We start from the raw sequence: 25,518 nt of genomic DNA on the forward strand, positions 1-25,518 counted from the left end.
TTGTTCATTGTAAATATTTTGTACTTAAAACAATTTACTGATTTTCAATCAAATGAACAACTTTATTATTTAGTAATCAAAATGCACAACGGGTGTCTTATATCTTTTCTTACTACGGAAGTTTTGTTAGGATATCCAATTCTCTTCATAGTCTTATTTTTATAAAATAGGGTAACAAATCTGAACACTATTTTCTATAGAAAAAACGAATGATACATAATTAACATTTTATCCAAATAAGACATACATTGCTTTATTTTTATCAATTATCCATTATTAAATACTTATTAAATGATTAATAAATCTTTTTTTTATTTTTTTTTATAAAATTAAAATCGATACTCATTAACAGATAATTTTTATTTGAATTTTATACATTTCAGAAAGTGAAATCACGTTAAAAAATGAAGAATATTTAGGAATATATTAACCTAATAAAAACAAAAAAGGCAACCAATTGGTTGCCTTTTTTATTATAATATTTAAACTGATTAATTAGTCAATTTTGATATTATCGATAATTAAATCGTACGCAACTTCTTTTCCTACTTTTAAAGAAAATAAGTCATTTCCGACTGTTTTTTGAATATCAAGTCCTTCAATATTTAAGGTTACAAGAACCCATTCTCCTTTTGTATCTATTGCACCATTGTATTGGTTATTTTCTGCTCCAGAAACTGTAACTGGTTGATTTGCTAATTCGCCTACATTAAAAGGTGTAAAACCAGTTGTAGATTTGTTTACATTTAATGATAATGATTTTCCTGATTTACCTTTTACATAGAATGTAATTTTCTTCGGATTAGTAGGAAGTTCGTTTGTTAACTTTGCAGTAAATACATAATCGTTACCTGCTGGTGTTCCTTTTATTTGTAATGCATTCGAATCATCTCTTCCTAAACCTACAGCACTTGTTGCATAGTCTTTAAGTCCAAATTTTGCGTTAATAGAAGACATAAAATCTGCCCAAACGTTAAAATCAGATCCTTTAAATAACAAGTTAGCAGCTTCTGTATCATTTCCGCCACCTGGATTTTGTCCTCCACCTACATCAAAACGAGGTTGATCGAATTTTACATCTTTTGTATCACGGATAAATAATTGGTAAGAAGCATTATTACCACTTTTATAATAGGATACTAATACTGTTATAGATCCACTAGTTGTTGGAAGTTTTATATCTTTAAAAGAAGCATATTTACTTGTTCTTAAATCAACCTTACCTCCTTTTTTATCAATTAATTTCACATTATCAGCTGTTGAAGTTGATCCTACTGGATAATAAGTTTGTGCTACTTCTGGAGACTCAAATTGTACATTGTTTATTTTCACTAACGTATTTACATTTTCTGGCTTCAAAGCTTCTGCAAGACTATTTACTTCTTTAGGAGCAATTGTTTGAATTGGATCACATGTTTTAATAAATACTTTTTCTCTCAATTCTTTTGGCATACGATCTAAGTCGAAAGTAGTTGCTTGAGTTCCTGTTAACTTAGTACCAATTCTAATTGTACCACGATCTTCGGCAACTTTTAATCCTTTTAAATAAACCTGAACTGTACTTCCTATTGGATAAAACCCATAAACAGGGCGTTCTGCTAATTCTATTTGTATACCAGCTGTTGCTCCAGAAGCTTTGTCTTGAAAAGAAATTGTATTTGATAAGTTTCCAGACTCGTCGCTTGTAATAACAATTCCTTCTACAATCAAGTCTTCTACAACCATTCCTTTTTCATCAACTTTCAAGGTTTTATTTGATACTTGATCTAATAAATCTTTAATTGTAATGTTTGCTTCTTTTTTTTGTGGACATTCTAAAGATGGAACTGAATAATCATCATCTTGAACACATGATTGTACTGTAAATAAGCCTAAACTTAAGGCTGTCGCTATTGTTAATTTTGCTATTGTATTCATTGTATTTTTTCTTTAAAATTGATTAAAATCTGAAGTAAAGGTTCGCGAAATAAGTTGTTCCCATTCCATACCACAATTTTGGACCAAATGTTTTTTGATAAGTAGGATCTATTGCATTCGTATATTTCCCTGTTCTCATTTGTTCAAATCCTCCGGTTACATACTCTTTATTATTCAAGACATTATTGATTGTTCCTGAAATTCCTGCAGAATATTTACCAATACGAAATGTTTTACCAACATTGATATTTAACATAAATTGATCATCCATTTTAGGTTGTCTAAGAACTTCTTTCAACCCTTCTTCTGTTATACCTTCAATTGGATAACCTTCTTCTGTTTTTACAAAACGATCTGTTCTTCTATATGCAGCTATATCTAAATAATTGTTCATTAAATAGTTTCCAGATACACCAATCCACCAGAATTTTGGATCACGGTATTCGGCACTTAAAGAAAATCCTGTTTGTGGTCCACCTCCTAATTTATAGTTCTTTATATAAGCTTCTCCATAATTCTTATAAGCGACACCTTCGTTTCTTGCATAATCATCAGAATATAAATTATAATCTGCATTATCTTTATAAACATACTGCCCTATGGCTGCAACAGCAGAAACTGTAAGAACCGGTAATACTTGTGCCTCTACAGCTAACTCTGTTCCCAAATACTCTTTTCCTACACCTGTCATTACTTCAGATACAAATATTTGATCATTTGTTCCGTCGATATAACCAAACGATTTCTTAACTTCGTCTTTAGTTCTTGTATAGAAAGCTGTCGCACGTGCTTTTATACGTGGAGCTCTTAGGATATATGACAAATCACTTGAGAATATTTTTGCACTTTTTACTCCATCAACAGTTACTTCATTTACACGAGCATTTGGAAAAATCTCATCAGAAGTTGGTGCTTCTGTTTGATACATAACATTTGCCTGAATAAAATTACGACCATCTAATTTTACTAAGAAATTAGATTTCACTCCAAAATCTACAAAATCATATGTTTTACTTTTTCCATAAGATGAATCAAGATAAATTCCATTTCTATATTTACCTTCTCTATAGAATTTTGTCATTGCAGCTTTCATACCTATTGTTACATCTAAAAATTTTCCTTTTATTTTAGATTGAGCAAACAAATCAGCATAATCTCTATTAATCTCATAATTATAACCATAACGATCATCTTTGTAAGAAATCATATCTGGATTATTAGCATCTGTCGGAGTTCTACTAAAAGAATCTTCTCCTTTTACAAAACCTCCTCCTAACAAATCTTCTACTCTACGAAATAACTCTGATTTTGTTTTCTGATAAGAAGCTGCCAAAACGACATCTATATTTGGTGTTAATTCTGTTTGAAAATTTGTATAAGCAGAATATGTTTTATCTTTATTAACATCACTACCTAACCAAAATGCAGAATAACCATCGCTAATTCCTTGATTAAACTTATATAATGAACTCCAATCCAATTGAGAAGCCGTTCCATTCAACCAAGAAGCTTTATTATTAGCTTGAGAAGGTAAATTTCTATAATATAAAGGAGATGGGTTGTACGCATTATACCAATCTAAACGTGAACTACTTTCTTCTCCAAATTGGTAAGAAATAGTTGTCGTTAATTTTGATTTATTATTAATATTCCAATGATGCGTCAACATATTAATTGGTTCGAAAGTTTTCTTTACACGTTCATTACGTTTTTCACCATCTTGCCAACCCCAATATCCATTATAATATATCCCCATCATATCCACCACCTCTTGCGTATTAGGTGAACCTGTAGAACGACGAGTTGGCGCACCAAAACTTGTAAAGTTTAAGGTATGTTTTTCATTAAACTTTTTCTCAACACCTAAATAGTAAGCATATGCATCATAAAAAGTACCTTCTATAATACCTTCATCTGCCCAACGTCTACTTCCTGAAACCATAAATGCCCAACCGTTATCCATTAATCCTGTATTGTATGTTGCCATTACACGATTTCTGTATGAACGATTGGTATTAGAATAAGCCAAACTTACTCCTTTACGCATTGTTGAAGGTCGAGTATCAAAATTTGTAACTCCTCCTAAATCTCCAAAAGCATAATTAGAAGGTTCGATTCCGTATGTTAACTCATCTGGACGACGAGTTACATCATTCAAACCTCCCCAGTTATTAAAAGTTGCACGACCATTATCCATTTTGTTCATACGAACCCCATTAAATAATACGTCATTATATTTGTTGTCTAAACCTCTTGGTTTAAACCAATACGAACCTAATTCGTACGCAGAAACGCGAGCAAAAACATCGCGCGAAGATTGTAAAAGTCCTGAATTTGAAGCTGTCGAACTTTCATCATCAGATAATTCATCATCTGTTAATGTAATAATTCCAACTTCTGCTGTATTTGGATTAAATGTTAATTTAATATCACCTAAGTCAAGCTCTTTTTGCCCTGCTACAGTGATTTCTTTTTCATATGGGTCATAGCCCACGCCATAAACTTGTAATTTGTACGTTCCATCCGGAATATCTACAAACTGAAAATATCCTATACGATCGGTGATAGCAGCATCGCTTACTGCTCCTCCGTCCAAACGTACAGTGAGGTTATAAACCTCTTCACCTGTAGCAGCATTTTTTGCTACCCCAGTAACCTTTGTTTGCGCCTGCGCCATAGCGACAGTTGCAGCAAAGACTGAAAGACTTAACAATAATTTGTTCATTCAAACGAATTTTTATTTATAAATTAGCTCTCTATTTCCTTCATCGAAAAAAATAGGACAACAAATTTAGTAAATTCATAATTAATAACATATGTTTAAAATTAATAAATCTTTAACTTTATTAATAATTTTTAATTTATTCTTATCATTAAACGTTAAAGCTCAAAGCAAATATTCAAGTGCAACTGTAGCTTTTTATAATGTCGAGAATCTTTTTGACACCATAAAATCAGTTGGATATGTAAATGGAACTTTACCTTTTAATGACAAAAATTATCACATTCAGATTGCAGAATCTGACATATCGAAGTACGAAACAGAAGAATTCAAACAAAGTTATACGTACGAAAATATAAAAGGAAAGAAAATTATCCGTCCATTAATTCTTCAAGAAGAATTTTTACCAAACGGAAATAAAAGATGGAATACAGAAAAATATTTCCAAAAAGTCAATAATATTTCAAAAGTTATTAGCGAATTAGGCGCAGATGTTACAGGCTCTGCTCCAGTAATCGTAGGTATTTGTGAGATCGAGACAAGAGAAACTTTAGAAGATTTAGCAAAAAGCTCTGCTTTGAAAAAATACGATTATGGTGTTGTTCATTTCAATTCGTTTGATGCTCGTGGAGTTGATACAGGTTTATTGTATCAAAAATCTCGTTTCAAGGTTATTGATGCAAGACCTCATCCAATTTTCAATTATGATACTGAAGGTAAACGCAAATATACGCGTGATATTCTACAAGTTACAGGTTTATTAGACGGTGAAGAAATCACTTTTTTAGTGAATCACTGGCCTTCTCGTAGTGGTGGAGAAAAAGTTTCGATGCCAGCTCGTATGGAAGCAGCAAAGGTGATGAAAGGAATTTTTGATGAGTTAAAATCTAAAAATCCAAATGCAAAAGTAATTGCAATGGGTGATTTTAATGATGATCCTATTTCTCCAAGTATTAAAAACATATTTGATCCGGCTGGAGAAATTGCTAAAGTTTCGGATAACGGATATTACGATCCTATGTTACCTTTATATAAAAAAGGTGTTGGTACTTTAGCTTATCGTGATGCTTGGAATCTATTTGATCAATTTATCTCAACTTCATCATTGGTTACAAAAAATAAAGATTATTCAACGTATAAAATCTTCAAAACTGAAATTTACAACAAAGATTATTTAAAAGCGACAGAAGGTGCATATAAAGGCTTCCCTAACCGTATGTGGAGCGGCGATACTTATCGTGCAAACGGTTATTCTGACCACTTTCCAGTCTATACAATCTTATTAAAACAAGCAAAATAAAAATGAACAAATTAGAGCAATTATTTAGTCAAAAAAATAAAAACCTCATTACAATATACACAACAGCTGGGTATCCGAATTTATCGGATACCCTTGTTATTTTAAAAGAATTAGATCAAAATAATGTTGACATTATCGAAGTCGGTATTCCATATTCTGATCCTTTAGCTGATGGTCCAACAATACAAGCTACAAGTGAAAAAGCGTTAGCAAATGGAATGACATTGGACATTTTGTTTGAGCAATTAAAATCGGTTCAAAATCAAATATCTTCGCCAATTGTTTTGATGGGTTATTACAATCAAGTAATGACATTCGGATTAGAAAAATTCTTACAAAACTGTCAAGAAAGTGGAGTTTCAGGCTTGATTTTACCTGATATGCCGTACGAAATTTACTTGACGCAACACAAAGAATTATTTGAGAAATACGATCAAAAAGTTACATTTTTAATTACACCTTTAACAACAGAAAAACGCATTAAAGAGATTAATGATGCAACTTCTGGATTTGTTTATATCGTTTCGAGTTCAGCTACAACTGGTGCTACACAATCTAATTATAATGAAGATTTTTTGTCAAATGTTAAAAATTTAGGTTTAACAAAACCACATCAAATAGGATTTGGAATTTCGACAAAAGCTGATGTAGAAAAAGCTTGGAATTACGCAGATGGAGCAATTATCGGAAGTGCTTTTTTACGTGTTTTAGAAAATTCGAATGGAAATCTTTCTGGAGCAATTAAAGATTATCTTTCAGAATTGAGATAAAAAAATAGTTTTCAAAACAAAAAGCAAGCTCTTCTAGCTTGCTTTTTTGGTTTGACTATTTTGTTTTTATTCAACCGAAATTTCATCAATAAATAACCACGCTTTATTTCCTGCCACAGCTTGTCCATCTGGAATTATTCCTAAATTCTCAATCACTAATTTAGGATATTTCGCTTGTTGTTTTTGTAAATCAATCTTCATTATTCCATTTGATTTTTCGATTTCAGAAGATGAAATAGTTTTAATTTCTTTAAAATCTTTTCCATTATCAGAAATCAAAACTTTGACAGATTTTGGGAGATAAATCCAACTTCCTTTGCGATCTAACGTAGAAATTGAATTGTAGAGAACTCCATTTTAGTTCCCACATCTATTGTCACAATCACATCTTTTCCAGAAAAACCTAACCACGATTTCCCATGATTTTTAAGACTTTCTTTTATTCCATCCACCAAAGTAGACGCTCCACCAACCGAATATGCCTCAGCAGGTTGATACTCTAATGTGATTTTTTTGGCTGTTGATTTCGTAATTACAAAATCCTGAGAAGTTGTTGCACTTACTTTTTTACCATCTTCAAAATAGGCTGATTTTACCGTTTGAGATTTCGTAATTTCTAATGGTTTTTGATATACATTCGAATTAATAATTGGCTCTGAACCATCTGTTGTAAAACGAATTCGTGAAGGTTCATTCGCCGAACTCAACTCATATTTTATTTTCCCATTTTGGTCAACAGAAGCCTTTCCATCAACCTCATAAATCGCCGTACTATGTTTGATTCCTTTTTCATCTAAAATCGCAAAATGACGGCAAAAGAGGTTTCTTTCAAGCGCTTCTTTGACACCTCATCATCTCTAATATGTACATTTACATATGGAAAAAGCGCAATTACCTCATCCATGACATCTTGCAAAAATTGAAACGTTTCTTCTTTTGGACAAAAAATATCTTCCGAAACTCCTCTTGTTTTCCATACTTCTAACTTCTCATCTGTAAAACCTAAATTAGGATAAGCTGCCAACGCAGCCTGCGCATGTCCAAGTATTTCGATTTCTGGAATAACATCTATATGCAGTTTAGCTGCATAAGCCAATACCTCTTTTATCTGTTCTTGCGTGTAAAATCCGCCATATTTTTTATCATCAAATTTCATATCCGAATACGCACCAACCTGCGATCCATTTCGCCAAGCACCAACTTCTGTTAACTTTGGATATTTCTTAATCTCGATTATACAACCTTGATCATCAGTCAAATGCCAATGAAATTTATTGTATTTGTAAGCCGCCAAATAATTCAAATAATTTTAGACCACATCTAACGTAAAAAAATGGCGAAAAAAGATCTAAATGCATTCCACGATACGTAAATTATAGTTCATCTTTTATTCTGAGATAAGGTAATTTGAGATCCTTTTTATGTTCTTCAATTAATTGTAAAAGTGTTTGTATTCCGAGAAAAATTCCTTGATTTGTAGGCGAAGCAATCAATATCCCGTTTTGATTAATATTCAACTCATAATATTCTTCGTTACTATTTTCTGGAGCAGCCAAGTAAATTATATTAATCGTATTGTCGAAATTGTTAGAAGTAGTTTTCGTTAGATTTTTTCCCGTAATTGATTTGAATTGTTTCATCAAATAATCTATTTCTGGAAAATTTGGATCTGGGTTAATCGTAATTTTATTTCCTAAAACCAAAGTTCCTTTCTTCAATTCTAATTGTTGAGGTTGAGGAATAAAACTATTTTGAGCAGAAACAAAAGTAGAAACAGCTAACTCAGCTAATAAAGAGAAAAACGGAAGATGTTTCATGTGTTATTTTTTGATAATGACTAAGATAAACTTGTTTTATCAAATAATAACGACGCAACGAGCAAAAACATTCAAAATAAAAAAGCAAGCTTAATTCAGCTTGCTTTCTATTTTGGAAATGTTTTATCTAAAAAATTATTCAACAATTAAGATGAAATAATTCTTTTTACCTTTTTGTAATAAAATGTATTTATCTGCGATTAAATTTTCTGTTGTCAACACAAATTCTTCCGCTACTTTTTCTTTGTTTACAGAAATTGCGTTTGCTTTCAATTCGCGACGCGCTTCTGAATTTGATTTTAAGAAACCTGATTTCTCTGCTAAAGCAGTAACAATATCTAATCCCCCTTCGATATCAATTTTTGCAATTGTTGCTTGAGGTACACCTTCGAAAACTGATAAGAAAGTATCTCCATCTAATTCTTTCAAATCTTCTGAAGTTGATTTTCCGAATAAAACTTGAGATGCTTTTTCTGCTTTGCGTAATTCTTCAACACCATGAACTAAAATTGTAATTTCAGTTGCTAATTTACGTTGTAATTCGCGTAAATGTGGCTCTTGACGATGACGCTCGATTAAATCATCAATCGCTTCTTTTTCTAAAAACGTATAAATTTTGATGTAACGTTCAGCATCCGCATCCGCTTGATTTAACCAAAATTGATAGAATTTATAAGGAGAAGTACGGTTTTTATCTAACCAAATATTTTCCCCACCTTCTGATTTTCCAAATTTAGTTCCGTCCGCTTTAGTTGTTAATGGACAAGTAAACGCAAACGCTTCTCCTTGAACTGTACGTCGAATTAATTCTGTTCCTGTCGTAATATTTCCCCATTGATCAGAACCTCCCATTTGTAATTTTGCACCTAATTCTTTGTACAAGTGTAAATAATCGTATCCTTGAATCAATTGATATGTAAATTCTGTGAAAGACATTCCGACATTAGACTCTGATGAAAGACGCGATTTTACTGAATCTTTCGCCATCATGTAGTTAACTGTAATATGTTTCCCTACGTTACGAGCAAAATCAATAAAAGAGAAATTTTTCATCCAATCGTAGTTATTCACCAATAAAGCTGAGTTACCATTGTTCGTATCAAAATCTAAGAAACGAGATAATTGCGCTTTAATTCCAGCTACATATTTATTTAATGTTTCTTCATCTAACAAACTTCTTTCTGCAGCTTTACCAGTAGGATCACCGATAAAACCAGTTGCACCACCAACCAAGGCGATTGGACGATGACCGTGACGTTGCAAATGAACCAATAAGAAAATAGGAACCAAACTTCCCACGTGAAGAGAATCTGCTGTAGGATCGAAACCTACATAACCAGAAGTCATTTCTTTATTTAGTTGTTCTTCTGTCCCTGGCATAATATTGTGAACCAATCCTCTCCAAGTCAATTCTTCAATTAATGGATTCATAGTATTTTAATATATTTTTTATCTAATTTTTACAAGATACAAAGTTATGATTTTTCAGTAGATAATAAATGATCTGCCAAAATAAAACTTATTTGATATATTTATTTAAAATTTGAATAAAAGGAATACATGCAAACACTTTTCGAGAACGAAAAATTTAAATGGATAAACTTACAAAATCCTACAAAGATTGAGTTAGATGAAATTGCTACAAAATATTGTTTTCAGAAATTAACGATTGAAGATAGTTTGGAGCCTGGACATTTACCTAAATATGAATCAGATGATTCAAAAGTTTCGTTTTTGTTAATTCGTTTTTTTGATAAAGAACACCGTATGTTGAAAAACACTGTTCGAGAATTTAGTCACAAAGTCAGTATTTACATCGGAGCAGATTTTATTGTGACTGTTCATCAAAAGGAAATGGATATTTTTGACAAAATTCAGAAAAAATATTTAGCTAATACTGATCCTTCTAAAATCATTATCAAAGGAATTTTGTATCGTATTATTTCCGAAACCATCAAAACATATGAAGAACCAGCATATCAAATGGACGAAGAAGTCAATCAACTCGAGCATTTAATTTTTACGGATGATTTTAGAAAAATTAAACTTCCTACCTTATATAAAATCAAACGAGAAGCTACAGCTTGCAAAAAAATATTAGATTATACGCTTGAAGCGCTCAAAGAATATCGCGCGGATAACAAAAAGACAAGTTCATCACAGGATTTGTACGAAGAAAACGTAAAAATGTTACACTTGCATTCACAAATTGTAGATGACGTACAAAGTTTGTTAACAATTTATCTTTCGTTAAATGGACAGAAATCTAACGAAATCATGCAAACGCTTACCGTTTTTTCTGCATTTTTCTTACCCTTAACTTTTATCGCTGGAATTTATGGAATGAATTTCGATTTCATGCCCGAGTTAAATTACAAATTAGGCTATCCAATTTGTTTACTTGTCATGTTATTAGTGGTAATTTTTATTTACTTTTGGTTCAAGAAAAAAAAATATTTATAATTCAGTATGATTTTCGTAACGGGAGGAACAGGTTTGGTTGGCGCGCATTTGTTGGTAGAATTGGCAAAAAAGCAACAACCTATTCGTGCCTTAAAACGAAAAACATCGAACACAGAAACCATCCAAAATTTCTTTGCGGAACAAAATGCTTCGCAATTTTATCAATTTATTCATTGGATTGATGGTGATTTGTTGGATGTAACTGAACTTCCGAATTTATTAGACGGAATCGAGACAATTTATCACGCTGCGGCTTTTGTTTCATTTGATGAACGTCAAGAAGAAGAAATTTTCAATACGAATATTTTAGGAACTGAATCTTTAGTAAATGAAGCGATTGATTCTGGCGTGAAAGAATTTTTTTTCATCAGTTCTATTGCTTCAATGGACGATTTGAATCCAGCAACTAAAATGATCGATGAGCGCTCTGGTTGGAACAATAGCTTGACGCATTCTTCTTATTCTATCTCAAAATTTAGAGCAGAAATGGAAGTTTGGCGTGCTTCACAAGAAGGGATTAAAGTCATTATTATTAACCCTGGCGTAATCATCGGAACTTTGGACACAAAACGTGCAAGCGAAAGTTTGTTTCAACAAAATTCGTCAAAAAGCGATTATGCTCCTTCGGGTGGAACAGGATTTGTAGATGTACGCGATGTGGTGAAGATTTTTTTAGAATTAATTAATCAACAAGTTTACAATCAAAAATTTGTGGTAATTTCTGAAAATAAAAGTTACCGAGAAGTCTTTGATTTTGTTTCAATGAATAGCAAACGTTCAGTCAAAAATGTTTCGAATACAACCTTGAAAATTATTAAAAATCTATCTATTTTCAGTCGAATTTTTGGTGGAAAATATATGACAAAAGCGAATTATTATTCGTTGATAACTTATACCAAATACGACAATTCTAAAGTTAAAAATTTGCTTCAATACGAATTTATTCCAATCAAAGAAGCAATTGATTATCATTATAAACGTTTTCAAAAGCTGAATTCTACAAAATAGTTTACTTTTGTTTTATGGAACAACAATTCATTTCAACACTTTCAATAACTGCTTCGGAATTAAAATCAGGAAGCGTTTCTGCTAAAAGTCCATCAAATATTGCGTTGGTAAAATATTGGGGGAAAAAGAAAAATCAAATTCCAACCAATAGCTCTATCAGCTACACATTAACGAATAGCTACACAGAAACTGAATTAAAATTTTCACCAAAAACGTCGGATAATTTCGAAGTTGAAGTTTATTTGGAAGGTGAACTGAAAGAAAGTTTTGCTCCAAAAATCATTACTTTTTTCGAAAGAATTACAGCATATATTCCATTTTTGAATCAATTCAAATTTGAAGTTCACACACATAATTCGTTTCCACATAGTTCTGGAATTGCTTCTTCTGCTTCTGGAATGTCGGCAATGGCTTTGTGTTTAGTTCAAATTGAGAATATGTTAGGAGCTAATTTATCTGAAGAAGACGCCAAGAAAAAAGCTTCTTTTTTGGCTCGTTTAGGTTCTGGAAGTGCTTGCCGTTCAATTTACAAAGGTTTGGTTGAATGGGGAGAAAATGATTTTATCGAAGGAAGCTCAGATTTATTTGGAACAAAATATCCTGATACCGAAATTCATGATGTTTTCAAAACTTTTCACGACACCATTTTATTGATTCACGAAGGACAAAAATCGGTTTCTTCTACTGTTGGTCACAATTTGATGAACGGACATCCGTATGCAGAACGTCGTTTTGTGGACGCAAATGAAAACTTAAAAGCGTTATTGCCAATTTTAAAATCTGGCGATATCAAAGCGTTTGGAGAATTGGTAGAACATGAAGCATTGACATTACACGCCATGATGATGATGTCGAATCCTGCATTTATTTTGATGAAACCAAATACAGTTGCTGCTTTAGAAAAATTGTGGGAATTCCGCCGCGAAACAGGAAATCATTTGTATTTTACATTAGATGCTGGCGCAAATGTACATTTATTGTATCCTTCGCAAAATCCGGAAGCTATTGAAATCTTCATCGAAAATGAATTAAAACAATTCTGTCAAAACGGAAATTACATAAAAGATAAAGTGAGTTTTTAATCACTTCTAAAACTAAAAAAGCAAGCTACAAGAGCTTGCTTTTTTAGTTTAACTATTTTTGTCATGTTGAATTCATTTCAACATCGCATATTTTATGAGAATCTGAAACAAGTTCAGATTGACAACGATGATATTTTCTAAAGAAATTTCGATTTCAAATAAAAAAGTCATCGAAAACTGAATGACTTTATGACTATTTTTAATATGTTTCTTCGATTGATTTTACCATATTATAAATGAACTCGTTGTAAGGTGTCGGAATATTATATTGTTTTCCTAAACTGATAATTTCGCCTGCAAATTCGTCCACTTCAGAATATCGTTTTGCTTCGCGATCTTGTAACATCGAAGTTTTACCAAATTCATCCACAATTTTCATCGTTGATTTCATTCGATCCACTTCTTCTTGACCAATTGCAACTCCGTGTGCATTCCCAACCGCAAGAACTTCGTTAGAAATCATATCCATTAATATCTCAAGATGCTGATTGGTACTAAATTGTCCATATGGAAATTCCAACAAAAACGTCAATTGATTTCCGACAACATTTACCAAATATTTCGCCCACTGTGCTTTCTGAATATCATCCGATAATTGATTTGGAATTTCAGCAACATTCATCAATTCATGTAAATCGACTAATTTATCATGATTTATTGAATCCATTTTTCCGAAAATAATTTTTCCAATACTCGAAAACGTCACATGATTATCAACTTTTACCGCATCCATGTACGCAACTGCATTCACCACACGATCCCATCCAAAATGATCTGCCAAAACACGTTCAGAAGAAATTCCGTTCATCAAACTTACAATCATTGTGTTTTCGCTAACAAAAGGTTTCATATCTTCTATCGCTTGCTGTAAATGTGAACTTTTAACGACTAAAAATATATAATCTGGATAATTATTATCCTCGATTTTTGTGACATAATTAAAATCATACGCTTTATCATTCACAAAAATTTGAGATTTTTCGTATCGATTTTTTCGTTCCTCATCTACAATTACACTTACAATTTCTGGATTATATTCATAAAAACTCGCTGCATATTTTGCTCCTAAAGCTCCCAATCCAAGAAAATAAATTGATTTCATTTTTTTGTTATTTAGAAGATAAATTTAAAATAAAATCAGCAACATTTACGAATTTAAGTCTTTGAAAAAATTTAATATTTCCGGTTAATCAATTTTGATAAACCTTAGACAACTCTTTTGGATTGAGACACAAAGAATAAATCAAATTACGCAAATCATCAAGATTTGAGCTAGAATCTACAGCTATTTCATTGTCTTTTTGAATATTCTTTTTAAAAACATCATACAATTGATTTATTTTCTTCCAATTATCTTTTGCAGCAATTTTTTCAACAGATTTATTATTCGCAGATTTCGCTAATTGCGAAGGCTTTTTCTGAATCGCATCAAACAAAGCATATAGATTGTTGACATGATTGATATAATTGTATGTTTCATTTACAACAAAATAATCCAAAAAAGTTTTCTCTTCATCCGAAATTTTCAAGCTAGAAATTAACTTCATTTCCTCGCCCAACCATTCGTAAGCTGACATTCCAATTTGAGAAGCATTTTGCGTTACAACCATTCTTGGAATTGGTTCTGCATTTGCAATTTTATTTAAAGTAAATTCTGTTATTTTGTTCAAAACATACAATCGATTATTTGCTGGAACAAGACATTTCAAAGCATAATCGCAATTATATCCTAACGTGATCATTTCCTCAAGTTCAGATAAAATATCGGCAGAAGTATCATTATTGAAACTCTCAAAATTTTGCAAACAATTATCTTGGTATTTCTCTTTAAAATCATTCATAGAAGAATAATCTTTTTTATCAATATTCCAAATAAGATTAAAATTAAAAGCAAAAACATTCACAAATTGCATCGTTTTACTTTGAGGATTTTCATCAACAAAATTTTGATTAACTTCTATTTTTTGGAGATTCTGTATCATAATCATCCATTAGTGCAAGTAAAAATCGTTCGTTTATTGGCGTTTTAGTTCCAAATTTCTTTCCAACTGATTTTTTAAATTTCTCTTTATAATCAACAAAATATGATTTTTGATTATCATTCAACACAAAATAAACTTCGAGTTCAGAAAGAAGTCCAACTTTCTTACCTAATTCGATATTATTATCCAACAAATATTTTTCGAAAGTAGAATAATCAATTCCTTTTTCTTTCGTTTTTTCTAAAATCGTATCATCAGGATAAGCCCTCGAACCAAAAGGCAAAGAATATAAAAAAGGACCATCTGCAAAAAGTTGAACAGAGGTAAATAGAGTCAATAGAAAAGTAAAAAGTAGTTTTTTCATAAGGTTGATTTTTATAAAATTAGAAATTTTATTGAATATTTTTTCAAGTTTTAGATGATTTAACATGAATAAAAAAGCGTTACAAATCATTTTCTTAATATTAATTCAAACAAGACAATTCTTCAAATTGTTCTTTTTAAAAATAGTTTTTACATATATTTAACAAATTAATACATCACACGTGAGTCAAATAAAAAATACCGAGGAAAAAGAATTGCAAAGAGGTCTTACAAACCGACATATTCAATTGATTGCTTTAGGTGGCGCGATTGGAACTGGTTTGTTTTTAGGAATTGGTCCTGCCGCTGTTCTTGCCGGTCCATCTGTTATCTTGGGATACGCAATTGCAGGAATTATTGCGTTTTTCATTATGCGTCAATTAGGAGAAATGGTTGTTAACGAACCTGTTTCAGGAAGTTTTAGTCATTTTGCATATAAATATTGGGGATCTTTTGCTGGATTTGCTTCTGGTTGGAATTATTGGATCCTTTATGTTTTGGTGAGTATGTCCGAGTTGACTGCAATCGGAATTTATGTACAATTTTGGTGGCCAGAAATCCCATTATGGACGTCAAGTTTGTTCTTTTTTATTGTAATTAATGCATTGAATTTAGGCTCTGTAAAAATGTTTGGTGAAGCTGAATTTTGGTTTTCTATCATCAAAGTAATTGCGATTATTGCAATGATTATTTTTGGAGCTTACCTTTTAATAAGCGGAACTGGAGGTGAACAAGCAACAATACAAAACCTTTGGAACAATGGAGGTTTTTTCCCAAAAGGTTGGTTATCTGGTAATAGTGAAGGTGGTTTTAGCGGATTATTTGCTGCAATGGCTCTTATTATGTTCTCTTTTGGAGGTTTAGAATTGATTGGAATCACAGCTGCTGAAGCTAAAAATCCAGAAAAAACAATTCCGAAAGCAACCAATCAAGTAATTTATAGAATTTTAATCTTCTATGTAGGAGCATTGATTATCTTATTTTCGTTAGCTCCGTGGGAAACGATTACGGACAAAAGTAGTCCTTTTGTAATGGTTTTTGAGAATTTGAATCATTTGAAACTAAATATTTTTGGTAACACAATTGATTTTTCAAAATTAATTGCAAACGCACTAAATATTATCGTTTTGACAGCCGCTTTATCAGTTTACAATAGCTCTGTTTACAGTAATAGTAGAATGTTGTATGGTTTAGCAGAGCAAGGAAATGCGCCTAAATTCTTGAAAAAATTAAACAAAAATCATGTGCCTGTTATGGCGATTTTAGTTTCATCTTTTTTCGCTGCAATTTGTATTTTGATTAATAAAATAATTCCAGAAAACGCTTTCCATGTATTGATGTCTTTAGTGGTTTCTTCGTTAGTAATTAACTGGATTATGATTTCGATAACACATCTTAAATACAGAAAACAAAAGAATTTAGAGAACACAAAAACATTATTTCCATCTTTCTTGTATCCTATCAGTAATTACATTTGTCTAATTTTCTTATTTGGAATTTTAGTAATTATGTGGTTTACAGGACTTAAAATTTCAGTAGAATTAATTCCAGTTTGGTTGATCTTCCTTTACATCGCTTATCGAATTGTAAAAGAAAATAAAAAGAAAAACTCTTTATAAGAAGAAACAAAAAATCCGCTCAATGAGCGGATTTTTTAATCGACTTTGATTGCAAAGCAAACCTATTTTTAAATATATTTTTTGATTTCTGCCACCAATTGTTCTTTTGGTCGTGCTCCACTTTGTTTCCATAATAATTCACCATTTTTGAAAATGGCAAAAGTCGGAACTCCTTGCACTTGATATCGTGCAGCTAAATCTTGATATTTATCAACATCCACTTTTAGGATTTTTACATCATCTCCCAATTCTTCTTTCACTTGTTGCAAAACTGGGCCCATCATTTGACAAGGACCACACCAAGTTGCAAAAAAATCTAACAAAACTGGTTTATCTGAATTAATAATTTCTTCGAAAGTCATCGTTTTTGATTCTTCTTTGTTATTTGATTGATTTTTATTTCGGTTGAATAAATTTTTAAACATCTTTATTTTTTCTTCTTAAATATACTAAAAAAAGCACTTCCGAAGAAGTGCTTCATAATTAGCTTTACTAATTATTAACCTAACCTATGAAAAATTTATTCTACTGTTAGTGCTACTAACATTTAGATATAATCAAAACAAATACCAAGTTTAAAATACTGACAATCTGTTTTTTACATTTAACATAATTTAAGAAATAGGTTAACGAAATATGTTTTATCTTAGAAATTCTACTATAATTCACACACAAATTTTGGATTAACTGACTTTATTTCAGCTATCACTGACATTATTTCTTCTTTGGTTGAATTATCTTCCAATCTTTTCAATTGTTCCGAATTCAAACCAATCATTTGTATAAATGTAACTTTTCCATGCGGCGTATCAATTTCATCTAAATCATCATCCTTGATAAAAGCCAAACCAACAATATCCGTTTCCGAATCTGTACGAATTGGTCCTCCTAATGGTAAAAATTGGTATTCATCAAACCAAACTTTTGTTTCGTTCACGAATCGTCCCAAATTATTCATTAATTGAACCACCCAAAAAGGATCTTCACCATTATCATCTTTAACAGGTTTCACACGGAAAGAAAACTCAAATCCCCACTTACTAAAATCCGCTCCTACACTCTCTTCCGAATAGTATAAATGTGACATTCCGTAACTCACCAAATGATAATACCCATTGACATCAAAAACCGCAACTCCATCAATTGGATCATCACCTCCTTGAAAAGACATTACCTGCGGCGAATAAAAACGAGGCTCTAAAGTCCCATAAACTTCTTTTAAGCGATTTTCGATCGCAATTGCACCAACCGCTTGATCTGATTTATATTGTTTTTTGTATTCTTCTACATTCATGATGCAAAAATAGTTTATCCAATCTTAATTCTCAGTTAAAGACATAAAAAAAGAGAGCTTCTTGTTAGAAACTCTCTTTGTAGTCGTTTTGAAGAGCACAAAATGTTTTACCAAGTACTTATAACTTCTTTATACTTTTCTTTGATCTTTTACGATTTTAGAAAAATATTTTTTGATCATAAACTATTATTGAATAGGTAATTTTTCCTATTTTTACTGAGTTACGTTTTGGTTACTTTTGTACTATTTCGTAATATTCAAGAAAAGAAAAAAACTCATTATAGAAGGTGATAATATAAATGAGGATTCTTGATGACAAAAAATAATATCTATCATAAAGATATTGTAGGTTATAATCCTTATAATGGAAAATTGACTTTGCATTCGAGAAATCCTAAATGTGAAGATTTTACGATTAATCTAAATGATGTGTACCGGATCTTCTATATTATAAAACGAACTTTTTAAAAATACTAAAATTACACTATATGAATATTGAATTACTTTTAGTTTTTTTAGTACTTATATTTTTAATTTACTATTTATATAGTAAACTATTAAAATATCCAGAAGTTTTAAATTTTAAATATAAACCTGATTATAAATATGATTTTATTGATATAATTGAAGATAACATTGGTCAAGTAGAAAAAATAAAAATTAGAAGTAATGAAATTTCTGAATCTGATGGATGGATACCTCCTATAAATAGAAAATATTTTAGAGATTTTTATTTTGATGGTTCATGTAATCTAAGGCAAGTTGATTTTTATGAATGTATTAATGAAAAGCCTTTTGAAAAAGTTATTTTTGAATATAATAGTAATGGTAATCTTATTTATGAGAAAAGATTATTAAAAAATGGTAAAACAGAAGTCTGTAAATATTCTTATAGATGGTTTTTTAATTGTTTGAGTGTAAAGAAAAGTGACTCTGATGATGTTGAAAAGTTTTATTTTAAAAATAAAGAGTTGTATAAAAAGAAATTTATTCAGAATTACAAAATATTTGATGAACATAGAAAAAAAATTGATGTATATTTTTTAAAAGAAGGTCAGTTTGTAAATGATGATGATTTTTATAATTTTTTAAACAATTTAGATATTGAAAATGAATCAAAATCTATATACGAATATAACGAGAATAATGATTGGATATTAAAAAGACAATCAATTAACGAAAATTTAGAACAGGAAATTAAACGTGAAATATTTTATATATAAATATTAAGTATGAATAATTTAGAGAAGTTAGATGAGGTTGTATCTATTGAAATTGAATCATTAGAAAATAGAAAGTGGTACAAATATGAATTTAATGGTAAAAAATTTAAAATCAGAAAGAACGATAAAGAAATAAAGCTTAAACCATATGTAAGCATGTGGATAGTTTTATTTATTACTATTGTTATTTATCTTGGTATTTCAACTTTTCTCAATATTGTAAAAGAAGGTATTCATTTAAATGATGATTATAATGCTAATCATACTTCAATTACAATGTATTTGCCAATTGTTTTTAATCCTATTGTTATTTATTATATAATTAAATATGTATCGATAAATATCAAGAAAGGAGATGATTATACCAAATTAATAGATTTACTTGAGAAAAAAGGTTATAAAATCAATTAAAATGATAGTGTAATTTTTAATATAAAAATCCATCGTAAAAAACGATATAAAAATAGGTGTAAAAATGAGTTAAAAATCATATGCTTTTAACTGTTATTTACAAATGATAAAAACGCTATTCAGTTTTCGCTGTTTAGCGTTATATTGTTTTTTATATTCTTCTACATTCATCATACAAAAATAGTTTATCCAATCTTAATTCTCAGTTAAAGACATAAAAAAAGAGAGCTTCTTGTTAGAAACTCTCTTTGTAGTAGCGAGGACCGGACTCGAACCGATGACCTTCGGGTTATGAGCCCGACGAGCTACCTACTGCTCCACCTCGCGATTTAGTAGCGAGAACAGGACTCGAACCTGTGACCTTCGGGTTATGAGCCCGACGAGCTACCTACTGCTCCATCTCGCGTTATTGGACTGCAAATATACGTTCATTATTTAAAATACCAAACATTTTTCGAAATTATTTTATTTTATTCGGACATAAAACAAATAAAAACCACATAAACCATTTTATTAAAGAGGTTTATGTAGTTTTAAATAATTAAATTTATTTTTAATAATCTTCTAAAATAATTTTAATTCGCTTTGATTGGTGGATGATTTTCGATAAAATCAATTACTAAATCAGCACTATCTGTTAAAAATAATAACTCTTTATATGGTCTTCCTGTTGCTAATTGATGCAAAACCGAATAAATCGCTGTATCTTCTACATATCTTTTCTTACTCAAAAAAATCATTGGACTGTAATACCCGGAAGTTCCATAATGATTTTGAGCTGCTTCCTGAAAAATTTCTTGTGTCGTTCCTGCACTTCCAGGCGCATAAACTAAACCAAATAAGCTAATTGTTAACAACATATCTTCACGAATACTATTAGAAAAATATTTCGCAATATTCGTGGCAAATAAATTACTTGGCTCGTGACCATAAAACCAAGTAGGAATAGCCAAACTTTCTGCACCATTTGGGTAAATCTCTAAAACCTTCTGTGCATTAGTCATATAATTTTTTGCCAAGTATTCGGTTCTTTGATCATCAATAAAATCTAAATCTGCTAAAATATTAATCGCATTCATCAAATCTTCATTTGCATAGTTTGCCATATAAGCACCTAAGTTTGCTGCTTCCATAATTCCAGGTCCTCCACCAGAAACAACAAAATAACCTTTTTCAGTTGCCAATTTCGCTGCTTTCGCCGTTTCATTATAAAACTCAGAATTGCGCGCAGTAGAATGTCCACCCATAAAACCAATCACTTTTTTCTTCGTCATTCCGTTTTCATCATATTCTAAAATTCGACGCAAACCATCATCAATTGACAAATCGTGTAAACGTTGCGCCAAAGCTTCTGAAACAGACGGATTATATTTATGTTTTTTGAAATGTTTATAGATTTTAAGATCTATACTTTCATCATTGTCCGGATTATAACCTTCCATCAACTCTTGCCAAGTATACAATTTTCCACGATATGGATTATAGGGAACTGATTCAAATTTTGGATAAACGAATGCTCCTTTTTCGATTAAATAGATTGCTTCATATTGTTTAAACTTACAACCCAAAAACGATGTATTACATAAATTATACTCTTCCCAATTGATTTCTTGACGCAAAAAATTAACATCTTGAACTACTTTATCGGTTAAATCTTTGGTTTGAGAAACTAATTCATTCCATTCTGATAGATTATGAACTAAATCTTTGATTGGTTTTATTTTCATTCTTATTTCTTACTTCATTAAAAATTCGAAAAAATGAATTTACACGAATTATTCCATACCTACGAATTCGGGACAATAAATCTGCTAATTTTCATTTTTCTAATTTATATTTGCATCAAATTCGTGCTCAACTTAATGGGGAATCGTGTGCAAATCACGAACTGTCGCGCAACTGTAAATCAATATTTTTGACAAGTCAGAATGCCACTAAATTGAGTTAATAATTAACCAAAAACTTTCGCGAAAAAAGTAAAATTATGTTCTATGAAATCATCAAACCACCACAAAAAAACATTATCAACTCAAAAATTAATTAAGAAAAGTAACGTGTAAATATATGATAATGGAAGTGGAAAAAACACCAAGAGAAGAGTTGATTGAACAACGTATCATCAATTCTGAAACTCGCATTTTCAAAGCTGTTTTTCCTGGAGATACAAATCACCACAACACAATGTTTGGAGGATCAGTAATGTATTTAATGGATGAAATTGCTTTTATGACAGCAACTCGTTTTTGTCGTAAACCTATTGTTACAGTTAGTAGCGATAAAATAGACTTTAAACATTCTATCCCTGCTGGAACAATTGTTGAATTTGTAGGAAAAGTTGTACGCGTAGGACGCACAAGTTTGGATGTACAAATTGATGTTTATATTGAAAGTATGTATAGAGACGGGCGAGATAAAGCTATATCGGGAACTTTTACATTAGTTGCAATCAACGAGAATAAAAGACCTGTTCCTGTTATTGATTAATAACGAGCTATAGAAATTTTATTAATCCTTTATCTTTTTGATAGAGGATTTTTTTATGAATTCCAATTAATAATTGATAATATTCTAAAGGTTTCTTAGTTTTACATTAAACACAAAAAATGGAATTACCTTTTGCCGAACCATTTCGCATAAAAATGGTCGAAGAAATTTATCAATCTACTCGAGAAGAACGTGAAAAGTGGATCGAAGAAAAAGATTACAACCTATTTAACCTAGAAAGCCACAAAGTATTTATTGATTTATTAACTGATTCTGGAACTGGAGCAATGTCCGACAAACAGTGGTCTGCAATGATGACTGGAGACGAAAGTTATGCTGGTTCTCAATCTTTCTTAAAACTGAAAGAAACCATTAATACCATCACGGGATTTGAGTTTCTTTTGCCTACGCATCAAGGTCGTGCAGCGGAAAATGTATTGTTTTCAACTCTTGTAAAAGAAGGTCATGTTGTTCCTGGAAATTCGCATTTTGATACGACAAAAGGTCACATCGAATTTAGAAAAGCACACGCAATTGATTGTACTATTGATGAGGCTTTTGACAGCGAATTGATTCATCCTTTCAAAGGAAATATCGATTTACAAAAGTTAGAAAATGTCTACAAAGAATACGGAAAAGAACAAATTCCATTTACATTAATCACTGTTACATGTAATTCTTCTGGTGGCCAACCTGTATCAATCGAAAATATTCGTCAAGTTCGTGAATTGTCTAATCAATATGGAATTCCAGTCTTTTTTGATGGCGCTCGTTTTGCAGAAAACGCTTATTTCATCAAAAAAAGAGAAGAAGAATTCAAGACAAAAACGATTAAAGAAATTGTTTTAGAAATGTTTTCTTACGGTGATGGAATGACAATGTCTGCGAAAAAAGATGGTTTGGTAAATATTGGTGGATTTATTGCACTGAATAATGAAGAGCTATATAAAATTTGTGGAAATTTCGGAATTATTTACGAAGGATATTTAAGTTATGGCGGTTTAGCTGGACGTGATTTAGCAGCTTTAGCACAAGGTTTACAAGAATCGACAGAATATTCTTATTTACAATCGCGCATCAAACAAATTGAATATTTAGGGAATAAATTAATTGAGTTTGGAATTCCAATTCAGCAACCAATTGGTGGACACGCCATCTTTGTTGATGCTGTAAAGTTTTTACCAAATGTAACACGTGAAGAATTTCCTGCGCAAACATTGGGAATCGAATTGTACAAAGAAGCTGGAATTCGTGGTGTAGAAATCGGAACTATTTTGGCTGATCGTGATCCTGAAACACGAGAAAATCGTTATCCAAAATTAGAATTATTGCGTTTAGCAATTCCTAGAAGAACTTATTTCCAAAGTCATATGGATTATATTGCAGTAGCTTTAAAAAATATTTTTGATCGACGAAACGAGATTAATTCAGGTTATGAAATTTCGTGGGAATCTGAAATTTTAAGACATTTCACTGTAAAATTGAAAAAGAAATAAATAAAAAAACCTTCAGATTATCTGAAGGATTTTTTTGATATTACCATCTCCAATCGCCCGAAATACGAAGTGGAGTTTCTAAATTTCCTTTGATTAAGGCTTCTTTTACTTCTTGCTCGTTCCAACGTTTTGAAGGAATTTCTTTCAAATTACTCAAACGATATAACAAATAGGTTTCCAAAATCACATTATTTTTCAGACCAATTTCTTCTACATAATCAAATGTATCGCAATTCGCGTGGTAACAATTTAACGCTCCTTTTGTAAATTGACTATCCGAAAGCCCAATAATAGGCACGCCTTGCAACATAAACGGTTGATGATCTGAATGTAAATCTACACTCGCAAATGTTTTCAATTTAAAATCTGGAATCACTTTTTGAACATCATTCGCATAATCCGTTAAAATAGGCAAATTACTTTCCATTGTCGAATAATACGACTTTGGATTTGTTGTCATATCCATATTCGACATTGCTTTGATTTGATTGATAGAACCATCTTTCAATGCTTGATTGACGTAATATTTAGAACCTATCAAACCAACTTCTTCGCCCATAAATAAAACAAATTCTATTGTTCGATCATTTTGAAGATTTAACTTCTTGTACGTTCTCGCAATATCCATCACAGAAAAACTTCCAACGCCGTTATCAATTGCTCCTGTAGCCAAATCCCAACTATCTAAATGTCCTCCAAGAACTATTTTTTCGTTTGGAAATTTAGAACCGATTTTCTTTGCAATAATGTTGCGACCTTTCATTTGTCCAACATCATTTTTCATTTCGATTTTAGCAATTTCTTTTCCTTTTGATAGATTTTCTTTAATTTTCAATCCATCTTCTAAACTAATATTAATTGCAGGAATTTTAATAATTTCTCCCGTTACAGAAGCCGTTCCTGTCAATAGAATTCCTCCAGCAGGGCGATTAAACAAGATAATTCCTTTCGCTCCGTACTTTTCTGCTAAAGCTGTTTTTTCGGAACGATGTAGATTTTCTATTTCTTTTGGCGTTCCATCCAACAAACCAAGCGCAGCAAAAACAATCTTTCCTTTTACTTTATCACCAATCTTTTTGTAATCTTCTTCAAGTCCATTTCCTAAATCAATCAATTCTCCCGAAAGACTAACATTTTCTGGCGAATGCGCCAAAGCAACGGCTTTTATAGGTTGATTATTGATTTTTAAATCTAAACTTCTACGATTCCATCCGCTAAATGTAAACTCTTGAAAAGACACATCATAACCATACGAACGCAACAAATTTGCTGCATATTCTTCTGCTATTCGTCCATTTTCTGTTCCTGTTGCACGATGTCCGATTGTTTCGGTTGCTTTTTTTAATTGTTGATAAGCTTCAGAATTTTGTTGTACTTCTTTGTTAATCAAGTCTAAAACTTGTTGATTAGTTTGAGCAGATAAACTCATGGTTGTAGAGATTAAACCTAGTGTTAATAAAAATTTCGATTTCATGTGTGAGTATTTCTATAAACTTAAAAATGTTTTTGGAAATAGTTGATAGAATGGGAGGAAAAAATTATATTTTTTTTATGATTATAGAATATA

Annotated in this window: 24 protein-coding genes, 2 tRNA genes and 1 riboswitch; of the genes, 10 read left to right on the plus strand and 16 right to left on the minus strand. The window is 31.0% G+C overall.

Annotated elements, in window-relative coordinates; genetic code table 11:
* Positions 1 to 495 precede the first annotated feature (495 nt).
* Both B4G36_RS06655 and B4G36_RS06660 read right to left on the minus strand, forming a co-directional pair.
* On the minus strand, positions 496 to 1,917 hold the full coding sequence (locus B4G36_RS06655; RefSeq protein WP_291062869.1) for a DUF5689 domain-containing protein: 1,422 nt from the start codon (positions 1,915 to 1,917) through the stop codon (positions 496 to 498).
* Between the two features lie 22 nt (positions 1,918 to 1,939).
* Positions 1,940 to 4,642 carry a carboxypeptidase regulatory-like domain-containing protein gene (locus B4G36_RS06660; protein WP_291062870.1) on the minus strand — a complete coding sequence of 901 codons (2,703 nt, stop codon included), beginning with the start codon at positions 4,640 to 4,642 and terminating at the stop codon, positions 1,940 to 1,942.
* 91 nt (positions 4,643 to 4,733) lie between these two features.
* Here B4G36_RS06660 and B4G36_RS06665 point away from each other — a divergent pair, with 91 nt between their 5' ends.
* Both B4G36_RS06665 and trpA read left to right on the plus strand, forming a co-directional pair.
* Entirely contained in the window at positions 4,734 to 5,939 is a 1,206-nt protein-coding gene (locus B4G36_RS06665; RefSeq protein ID WP_291062871.1) for an endonuclease, read from the plus strand.
* A gap of 2 nt (positions 5,940 to 5,941) precedes the next feature.
* A complete protein-coding gene (trpA, locus tag B4G36_RS06670; RefSeq protein WP_291059698.1) occupies positions 5,942 to 6,709 on the plus strand; it encodes a tryptophan synthase subunit alpha in 768 nt (255 codons plus the stop codon).
* Positions 6,710 to 6,775: 66 nt separating this feature from the next.
* Here the strand turns inward: trpA and B4G36_RS06675 are convergent, their stop codons facing one another.
* The 5 genes from B4G36_RS06675 to tyrS all read right to left on the minus strand — a co-directional run bounded on the left by B4G36_RS06675 (position 6,776) and on the right by tyrS (position 9,957).
* Positions 6,776 to 6,988 carry a hypothetical protein gene (locus B4G36_RS06675; RefSeq protein ID WP_291059700.1) on the minus strand — a complete coding sequence of 71 codons (213 nt, stop codon included), beginning with the start codon at positions 6,986 to 6,988 and terminating at the stop codon, positions 6,776 to 6,778.
* Positions 6,989 to 7,032: 44 nt separating this feature from the next.
* On the minus strand, positions 7,033 to 7,416 hold the full coding sequence (locus tag B4G36_RS06680; RefSeq protein ID WP_291059702.1) for an FN3 associated domain-containing protein: 384 nt from the start codon (positions 7,414 to 7,416) through the stop codon (positions 7,033 to 7,035).
* An 86-nt stretch (positions 7,417 to 7,502) separates the two neighbouring features.
* Positions 7,503 to 8,012, minus strand: coding sequence for a family 20 glycosylhydrolase (locus B4G36_RS06685; protein WP_291062872.1), 510 nt, complete (start codon positions 8,010 to 8,012; stop codon positions 7,503 to 7,505).
* Positions 8,013 to 8,082: 70 nt separating this feature from the next.
* Positions 8,083 to 8,526, minus strand: coding sequence for a glycoside hydrolase family 20 zincin-like fold domain-containing protein (locus tag B4G36_RS06690; protein WP_291062874.1), 444 nt, complete (start codon positions 8,524 to 8,526; stop codon positions 8,083 to 8,085).
* A 135-nt stretch (positions 8,527 to 8,661) separates the two neighbouring features.
* A complete protein-coding gene (tyrS, locus tag B4G36_RS06695) occupies positions 8,662 to 9,957 on the minus strand; it encodes a tyrosine--tRNA ligase (protein ID WP_291062876.1) in 1,296 nt (431 codons plus the stop codon).
* Between the two features lie 129 nt (positions 9,958 to 10,086).
* On the opposite strand from tyrS, the gene B4G36_RS06700 reads away from it, so the two are divergent.
* From B4G36_RS06700 to B4G36_RS06710, 3 genes are read left to right on the plus strand one after another with little or no spacing between them, the layout of a single operon-like run.
* A complete protein-coding gene (locus tag B4G36_RS06700) occupies positions 10,087 to 10,989 on the plus strand; it encodes a CorA family divalent cation transporter (protein ID WP_291062878.1) in 903 nt (300 codons plus the stop codon).
* Between the two features lie 6 nt (positions 10,990 to 10,995).
* Positions 10,996 to 11,997, plus strand: a complete 1,002-nt coding sequence (locus B4G36_RS06705; RefSeq protein ID WP_038337153.1) for an NAD-dependent epimerase/dehydratase family protein — start codon at positions 10,996 to 10,998, stop codon at positions 11,995 to 11,997.
* Positions 11,998 to 12,011: 14 nt separating this feature from the next.
* A complete protein-coding gene (locus B4G36_RS06710) occupies positions 12,012 to 13,079 on the plus strand; it encodes a diphosphomevalonate/mevalonate 3,5-bisphosphate decarboxylase family protein (protein WP_291062882.1) in 1,068 nt (355 codons plus the stop codon).
* 199 nt (positions 13,080 to 13,278) lie between these two features.
* Here the strand turns inward: B4G36_RS06710 and B4G36_RS06715 are convergent, their stop codons facing one another.
* The 3 genes from B4G36_RS06715 to B4G36_RS06725 form a co-directional block, all read right to left on the minus strand.
* Positions 13,279 to 14,181, minus strand: a complete 903-nt coding sequence (locus B4G36_RS06715) for a ketopantoate reductase family protein (protein WP_291062884.1) — start codon at positions 14,179 to 14,181, stop codon at positions 13,279 to 13,281.
* Positions 14,182 to 14,269: 88 nt separating this feature from the next.
* A complete protein-coding gene (locus tag B4G36_RS06720; protein ID WP_291062886.1) occupies positions 14,270 to 15,061 on the minus strand; it encodes a hypothetical protein in 792 nt (263 codons plus the stop codon).
* Complete coding sequence (locus tag B4G36_RS06725; RefSeq protein WP_291062888.1) at positions 15,030 to 15,425, minus strand: hypothetical protein; 396 nt, start codon at positions 15,423 to 15,425, stop codon at positions 15,030 to 15,032. Before B4G36_RS06725 ends, B4G36_RS06720 begins: the two co-directional genes overlap by 32 nt.
* Positions 15,426 to 15,615: 190 nt before the next feature.
* Between B4G36_RS06725 and B4G36_RS06730 the strand changes: the two genes are divergently transcribed.
* Positions 15,616 to 17,043 carry an amino acid permease gene (locus tag B4G36_RS06730; protein ID WP_286487041.1) on the plus strand — a complete coding sequence of 476 codons (1,428 nt, stop codon included), beginning with the start codon at positions 15,616 to 15,618 and terminating at the stop codon, positions 17,041 to 17,043.
* A 68-nt stretch (positions 17,044 to 17,111) separates the two neighbouring features.
* On the opposite strand, the gene trxA is transcribed toward B4G36_RS06730, so the two are convergent.
* Both trxA and B4G36_RS06740 read right to left on the minus strand, forming a co-directional pair.
* Positions 17,112 to 17,468, minus strand: coding sequence for a thioredoxin (gene trxA / locus B4G36_RS06735; RefSeq protein WP_291062890.1), 357 nt, complete (start codon positions 17,466 to 17,468; stop codon positions 17,112 to 17,114).
* Positions 17,469 to 17,701: 233 nt separating this feature from the next.
* Positions 17,702 to 18,337, minus strand: coding sequence for a suppressor of fused domain protein (locus tag B4G36_RS06740; RefSeq protein ID WP_286495266.1), 636 nt, complete (start codon positions 18,335 to 18,337; stop codon positions 17,702 to 17,704).
* Positions 18,338 to 18,825: 488 nt separating this feature from the next.
* Here B4G36_RS06740 and B4G36_RS06745 point away from each other — a divergent pair, with 488 nt between their 5' ends.
* Both B4G36_RS06745 and B4G36_RS06750 read left to right on the plus strand, forming a co-directional pair.
* Positions 18,826 to 19,560, plus strand: coding sequence for a hypothetical protein (locus tag B4G36_RS06745; RefSeq protein ID WP_286495267.1), 735 nt, complete (start codon positions 18,826 to 18,828; stop codon positions 19,558 to 19,560).
* 9 nt (positions 19,561 to 19,569) lie between these two features.
* Positions 19,570 to 19,971, plus strand: a complete 402-nt coding sequence (locus B4G36_RS06750) for a hypothetical protein (protein ID WP_286495268.1) — start codon at positions 19,570 to 19,572, stop codon at positions 19,969 to 19,971.
* Positions 19,972 to 20,225: 254 nt separating this feature from the next.
* On the opposite strand, the gene B4G36_RS06755 is transcribed toward B4G36_RS06750, so the two are convergent.
* The 3 genes from B4G36_RS06755 to B4G36_RS06765 all read right to left on the minus strand — a co-directional run bounded on the left by B4G36_RS06755 (position 20,226) and on the right by B4G36_RS06765 (position 21,698).
* Positions 20,226 to 20,298, minus strand: a tRNA-Met gene (locus B4G36_RS06755).
* Positions 20,299 to 20,304: 6 nt separating this feature from the next.
* A tRNA-Met gene (locus B4G36_RS06760) sits at positions 20,305 to 20,377 on the minus strand.
* Between the two features lie 169 nt (positions 20,378 to 20,546).
* A complete protein-coding gene (locus tag B4G36_RS06765) occupies positions 20,547 to 21,698 on the minus strand; it encodes an LOG family protein (RefSeq protein ID WP_291062892.1) in 1,152 nt (383 codons plus the stop codon).
* A gap of 128 nt (positions 21,699 to 21,826) precedes the next feature.
* Positions 21,827 to 21,913, plus strand: a riboswitch (adenosylcobalamin-variant (AdoCbl-variant) riboswitch).
* Between the two features lie 128 nt (positions 21,914 to 22,041).
* Here B4G36_RS06765 and B4G36_RS06770 point away from each other — a divergent pair.
* Positions 22,042 to 22,455, plus strand: coding sequence for an acyl-CoA thioesterase (locus tag B4G36_RS06770; RefSeq protein WP_282630886.1), 414 nt, complete (start codon positions 22,042 to 22,044; stop codon positions 22,453 to 22,455).
* 119 nt (positions 22,456 to 22,574) lie between these two features.
* Positions 22,575 to 23,951: a tryptophanase gene (locus B4G36_RS06775; RefSeq protein ID WP_291062894.1), complete on the plus strand. Its 1,377-nt coding sequence runs from the start codon at positions 22,575 to 22,577 to the stop codon at positions 23,949 to 23,951.
* Between the two features lie 40 nt (positions 23,952 to 23,991).
* On the opposite strand, the gene B4G36_RS06780 is transcribed toward B4G36_RS06775, so the two are convergent.
* Positions 23,992 to 25,425 carry a M28 family peptidase gene (locus B4G36_RS06780; RefSeq protein ID WP_291062896.1) on the minus strand — a complete coding sequence of 478 codons (1,434 nt, stop codon included), beginning with the start codon at positions 25,423 to 25,425 and terminating at the stop codon, positions 23,992 to 23,994.
* Positions 25,426 to 25,518 lie beyond the last annotated feature (93 nt).

The sequence above is a fragment of the Empedobacter sp. UBA3239 genome, from assembly GCF_002362875.1.
Classification (GTDB): Bacteria; Bacteroidota; Bacteroidia; order Flavobacteriales; family Weeksellaceae; genus Empedobacter; species Empedobacter falsenii_B.

Bases quoted from the DNA above. Each gene is read 5' to 3' on its own strand.
- B4G36_RS06660 (WP_291062870.1), bottom strand. From the start codon at position 4,642: ATGAACAAATTATTGTTAAGTCTTTCAGTCTTTGCTGCAACTGTCGCT.
- B4G36_RS06665 (WP_291062871.1), top strand. From the start codon at position 4,734: ATGTTTAAAATTAATAAATCTTTAACTTTATTAATAATTTTTAATTTA.
- B4G36_RS06745 (WP_286495267.1), top strand. From the start codon at position 18,826: ATGAATATTGAATTACTTTTAGTTTTTTTAGTACTTATATTTTTAATT.
- trxA (WP_291062890.1), bottom strand. From the start codon at position 17,468: ATGTTTAAAAATTTATTCAACCGAAATAAAAATCAATCAAATAACAAA.
- trpA (WP_291059698.1), top strand. From the start codon at position 5,942: ATGAACAAATTAGAGCAATTATTTAGTCAAAAAAATAAAAACCTCATT.
- B4G36_RS06655 (WP_291062869.1), bottom strand. From the start codon at position 1,917: ATGAATACAATAGCAAAATTAACAATAGCGACAGCCTTAAGTTTAGGC.
- B4G36_RS06690 (WP_291062874.1), bottom strand. From the start codon at position 8,526: ATGAAACATCTTCCGTTTTTCTCTTTATTAGCTGAGTTAGCTGTTTCT.
- B4G36_RS06705 (WP_038337153.1), top strand. From the start codon at position 10,996: ATGATTTTCGTAACGGGAGGAACAGGTTTGGTTGGCGCGCATTTGTTG.
- B4G36_RS06775 (WP_291062894.1), top strand. From the start codon at position 22,575: ATGGAATTACCTTTTGCCGAACCATTTCGCATAAAAATGGTCGAAGAA.
- B4G36_RS06710 (WP_291062882.1), top strand. From the start codon at position 12,012: ATGGAACAACAATTCATTTCAACACTTTCAATAACTGCTTCGGAATTA.
- B4G36_RS06700 (WP_291062878.1), top strand. From the start codon at position 10,087: ATGCAAACACTTTTCGAGAACGAAAAATTTAAATGGATAAACTTACAA.
- B4G36_RS06780 (WP_291062896.1), bottom strand. From the start codon at position 25,425: ATGAAATCGAAATTTTTATTAACACTAGGTTTAATCTCTACAACCATG.
- B4G36_RS06765 (WP_291062892.1), bottom strand. From the start codon at position 21,698: ATGAAAATAAAACCAATCAAAGATTTAGTTCATAATCTATCAGAATGG.
- B4G36_RS06770 (WP_282630886.1), top strand. From the start codon at position 22,042: ATGGAAGTGGAAAAAACACCAAGAGAAGAGTTGATTGAACAACGTATC.
- B4G36_RS06725 (WP_291062888.1), bottom strand. From the start codon at position 15,425: ATGAAAAAACTACTTTTTACTTTTCTATTGACTCTATTTACCTCTGTT.
- B4G36_RS06740 (WP_286495266.1), bottom strand. From the start codon at position 18,337: ATGAATGTAGAAGAATACAAAAAACAATATAAATCAGATCAAGCGGTT.
- tyrS (WP_291062876.1), bottom strand. From the start codon at position 9,957: ATGAATCCATTAATTGAAGAATTGACTTGGAGAGGATTGGTTCACAAT.
- B4G36_RS06715 (WP_291062884.1), bottom strand. From the start codon at position 14,181: ATGAAATCAATTTATTTTCTTGGATTGGGAGCTTTAGGAGCAAAATAT.
- B4G36_RS06750 (WP_286495268.1), top strand. From the start codon at position 19,570: ATGAATAATTTAGAGAAGTTAGATGAGGTTGTATCTATTGAAATTGAA.
- B4G36_RS06720 (WP_291062886.1), bottom strand. From the start codon at position 15,061: ATGATACAGAATCTCCAAAAAATAGAAGTTAATCAAAATTTTGTTGAT.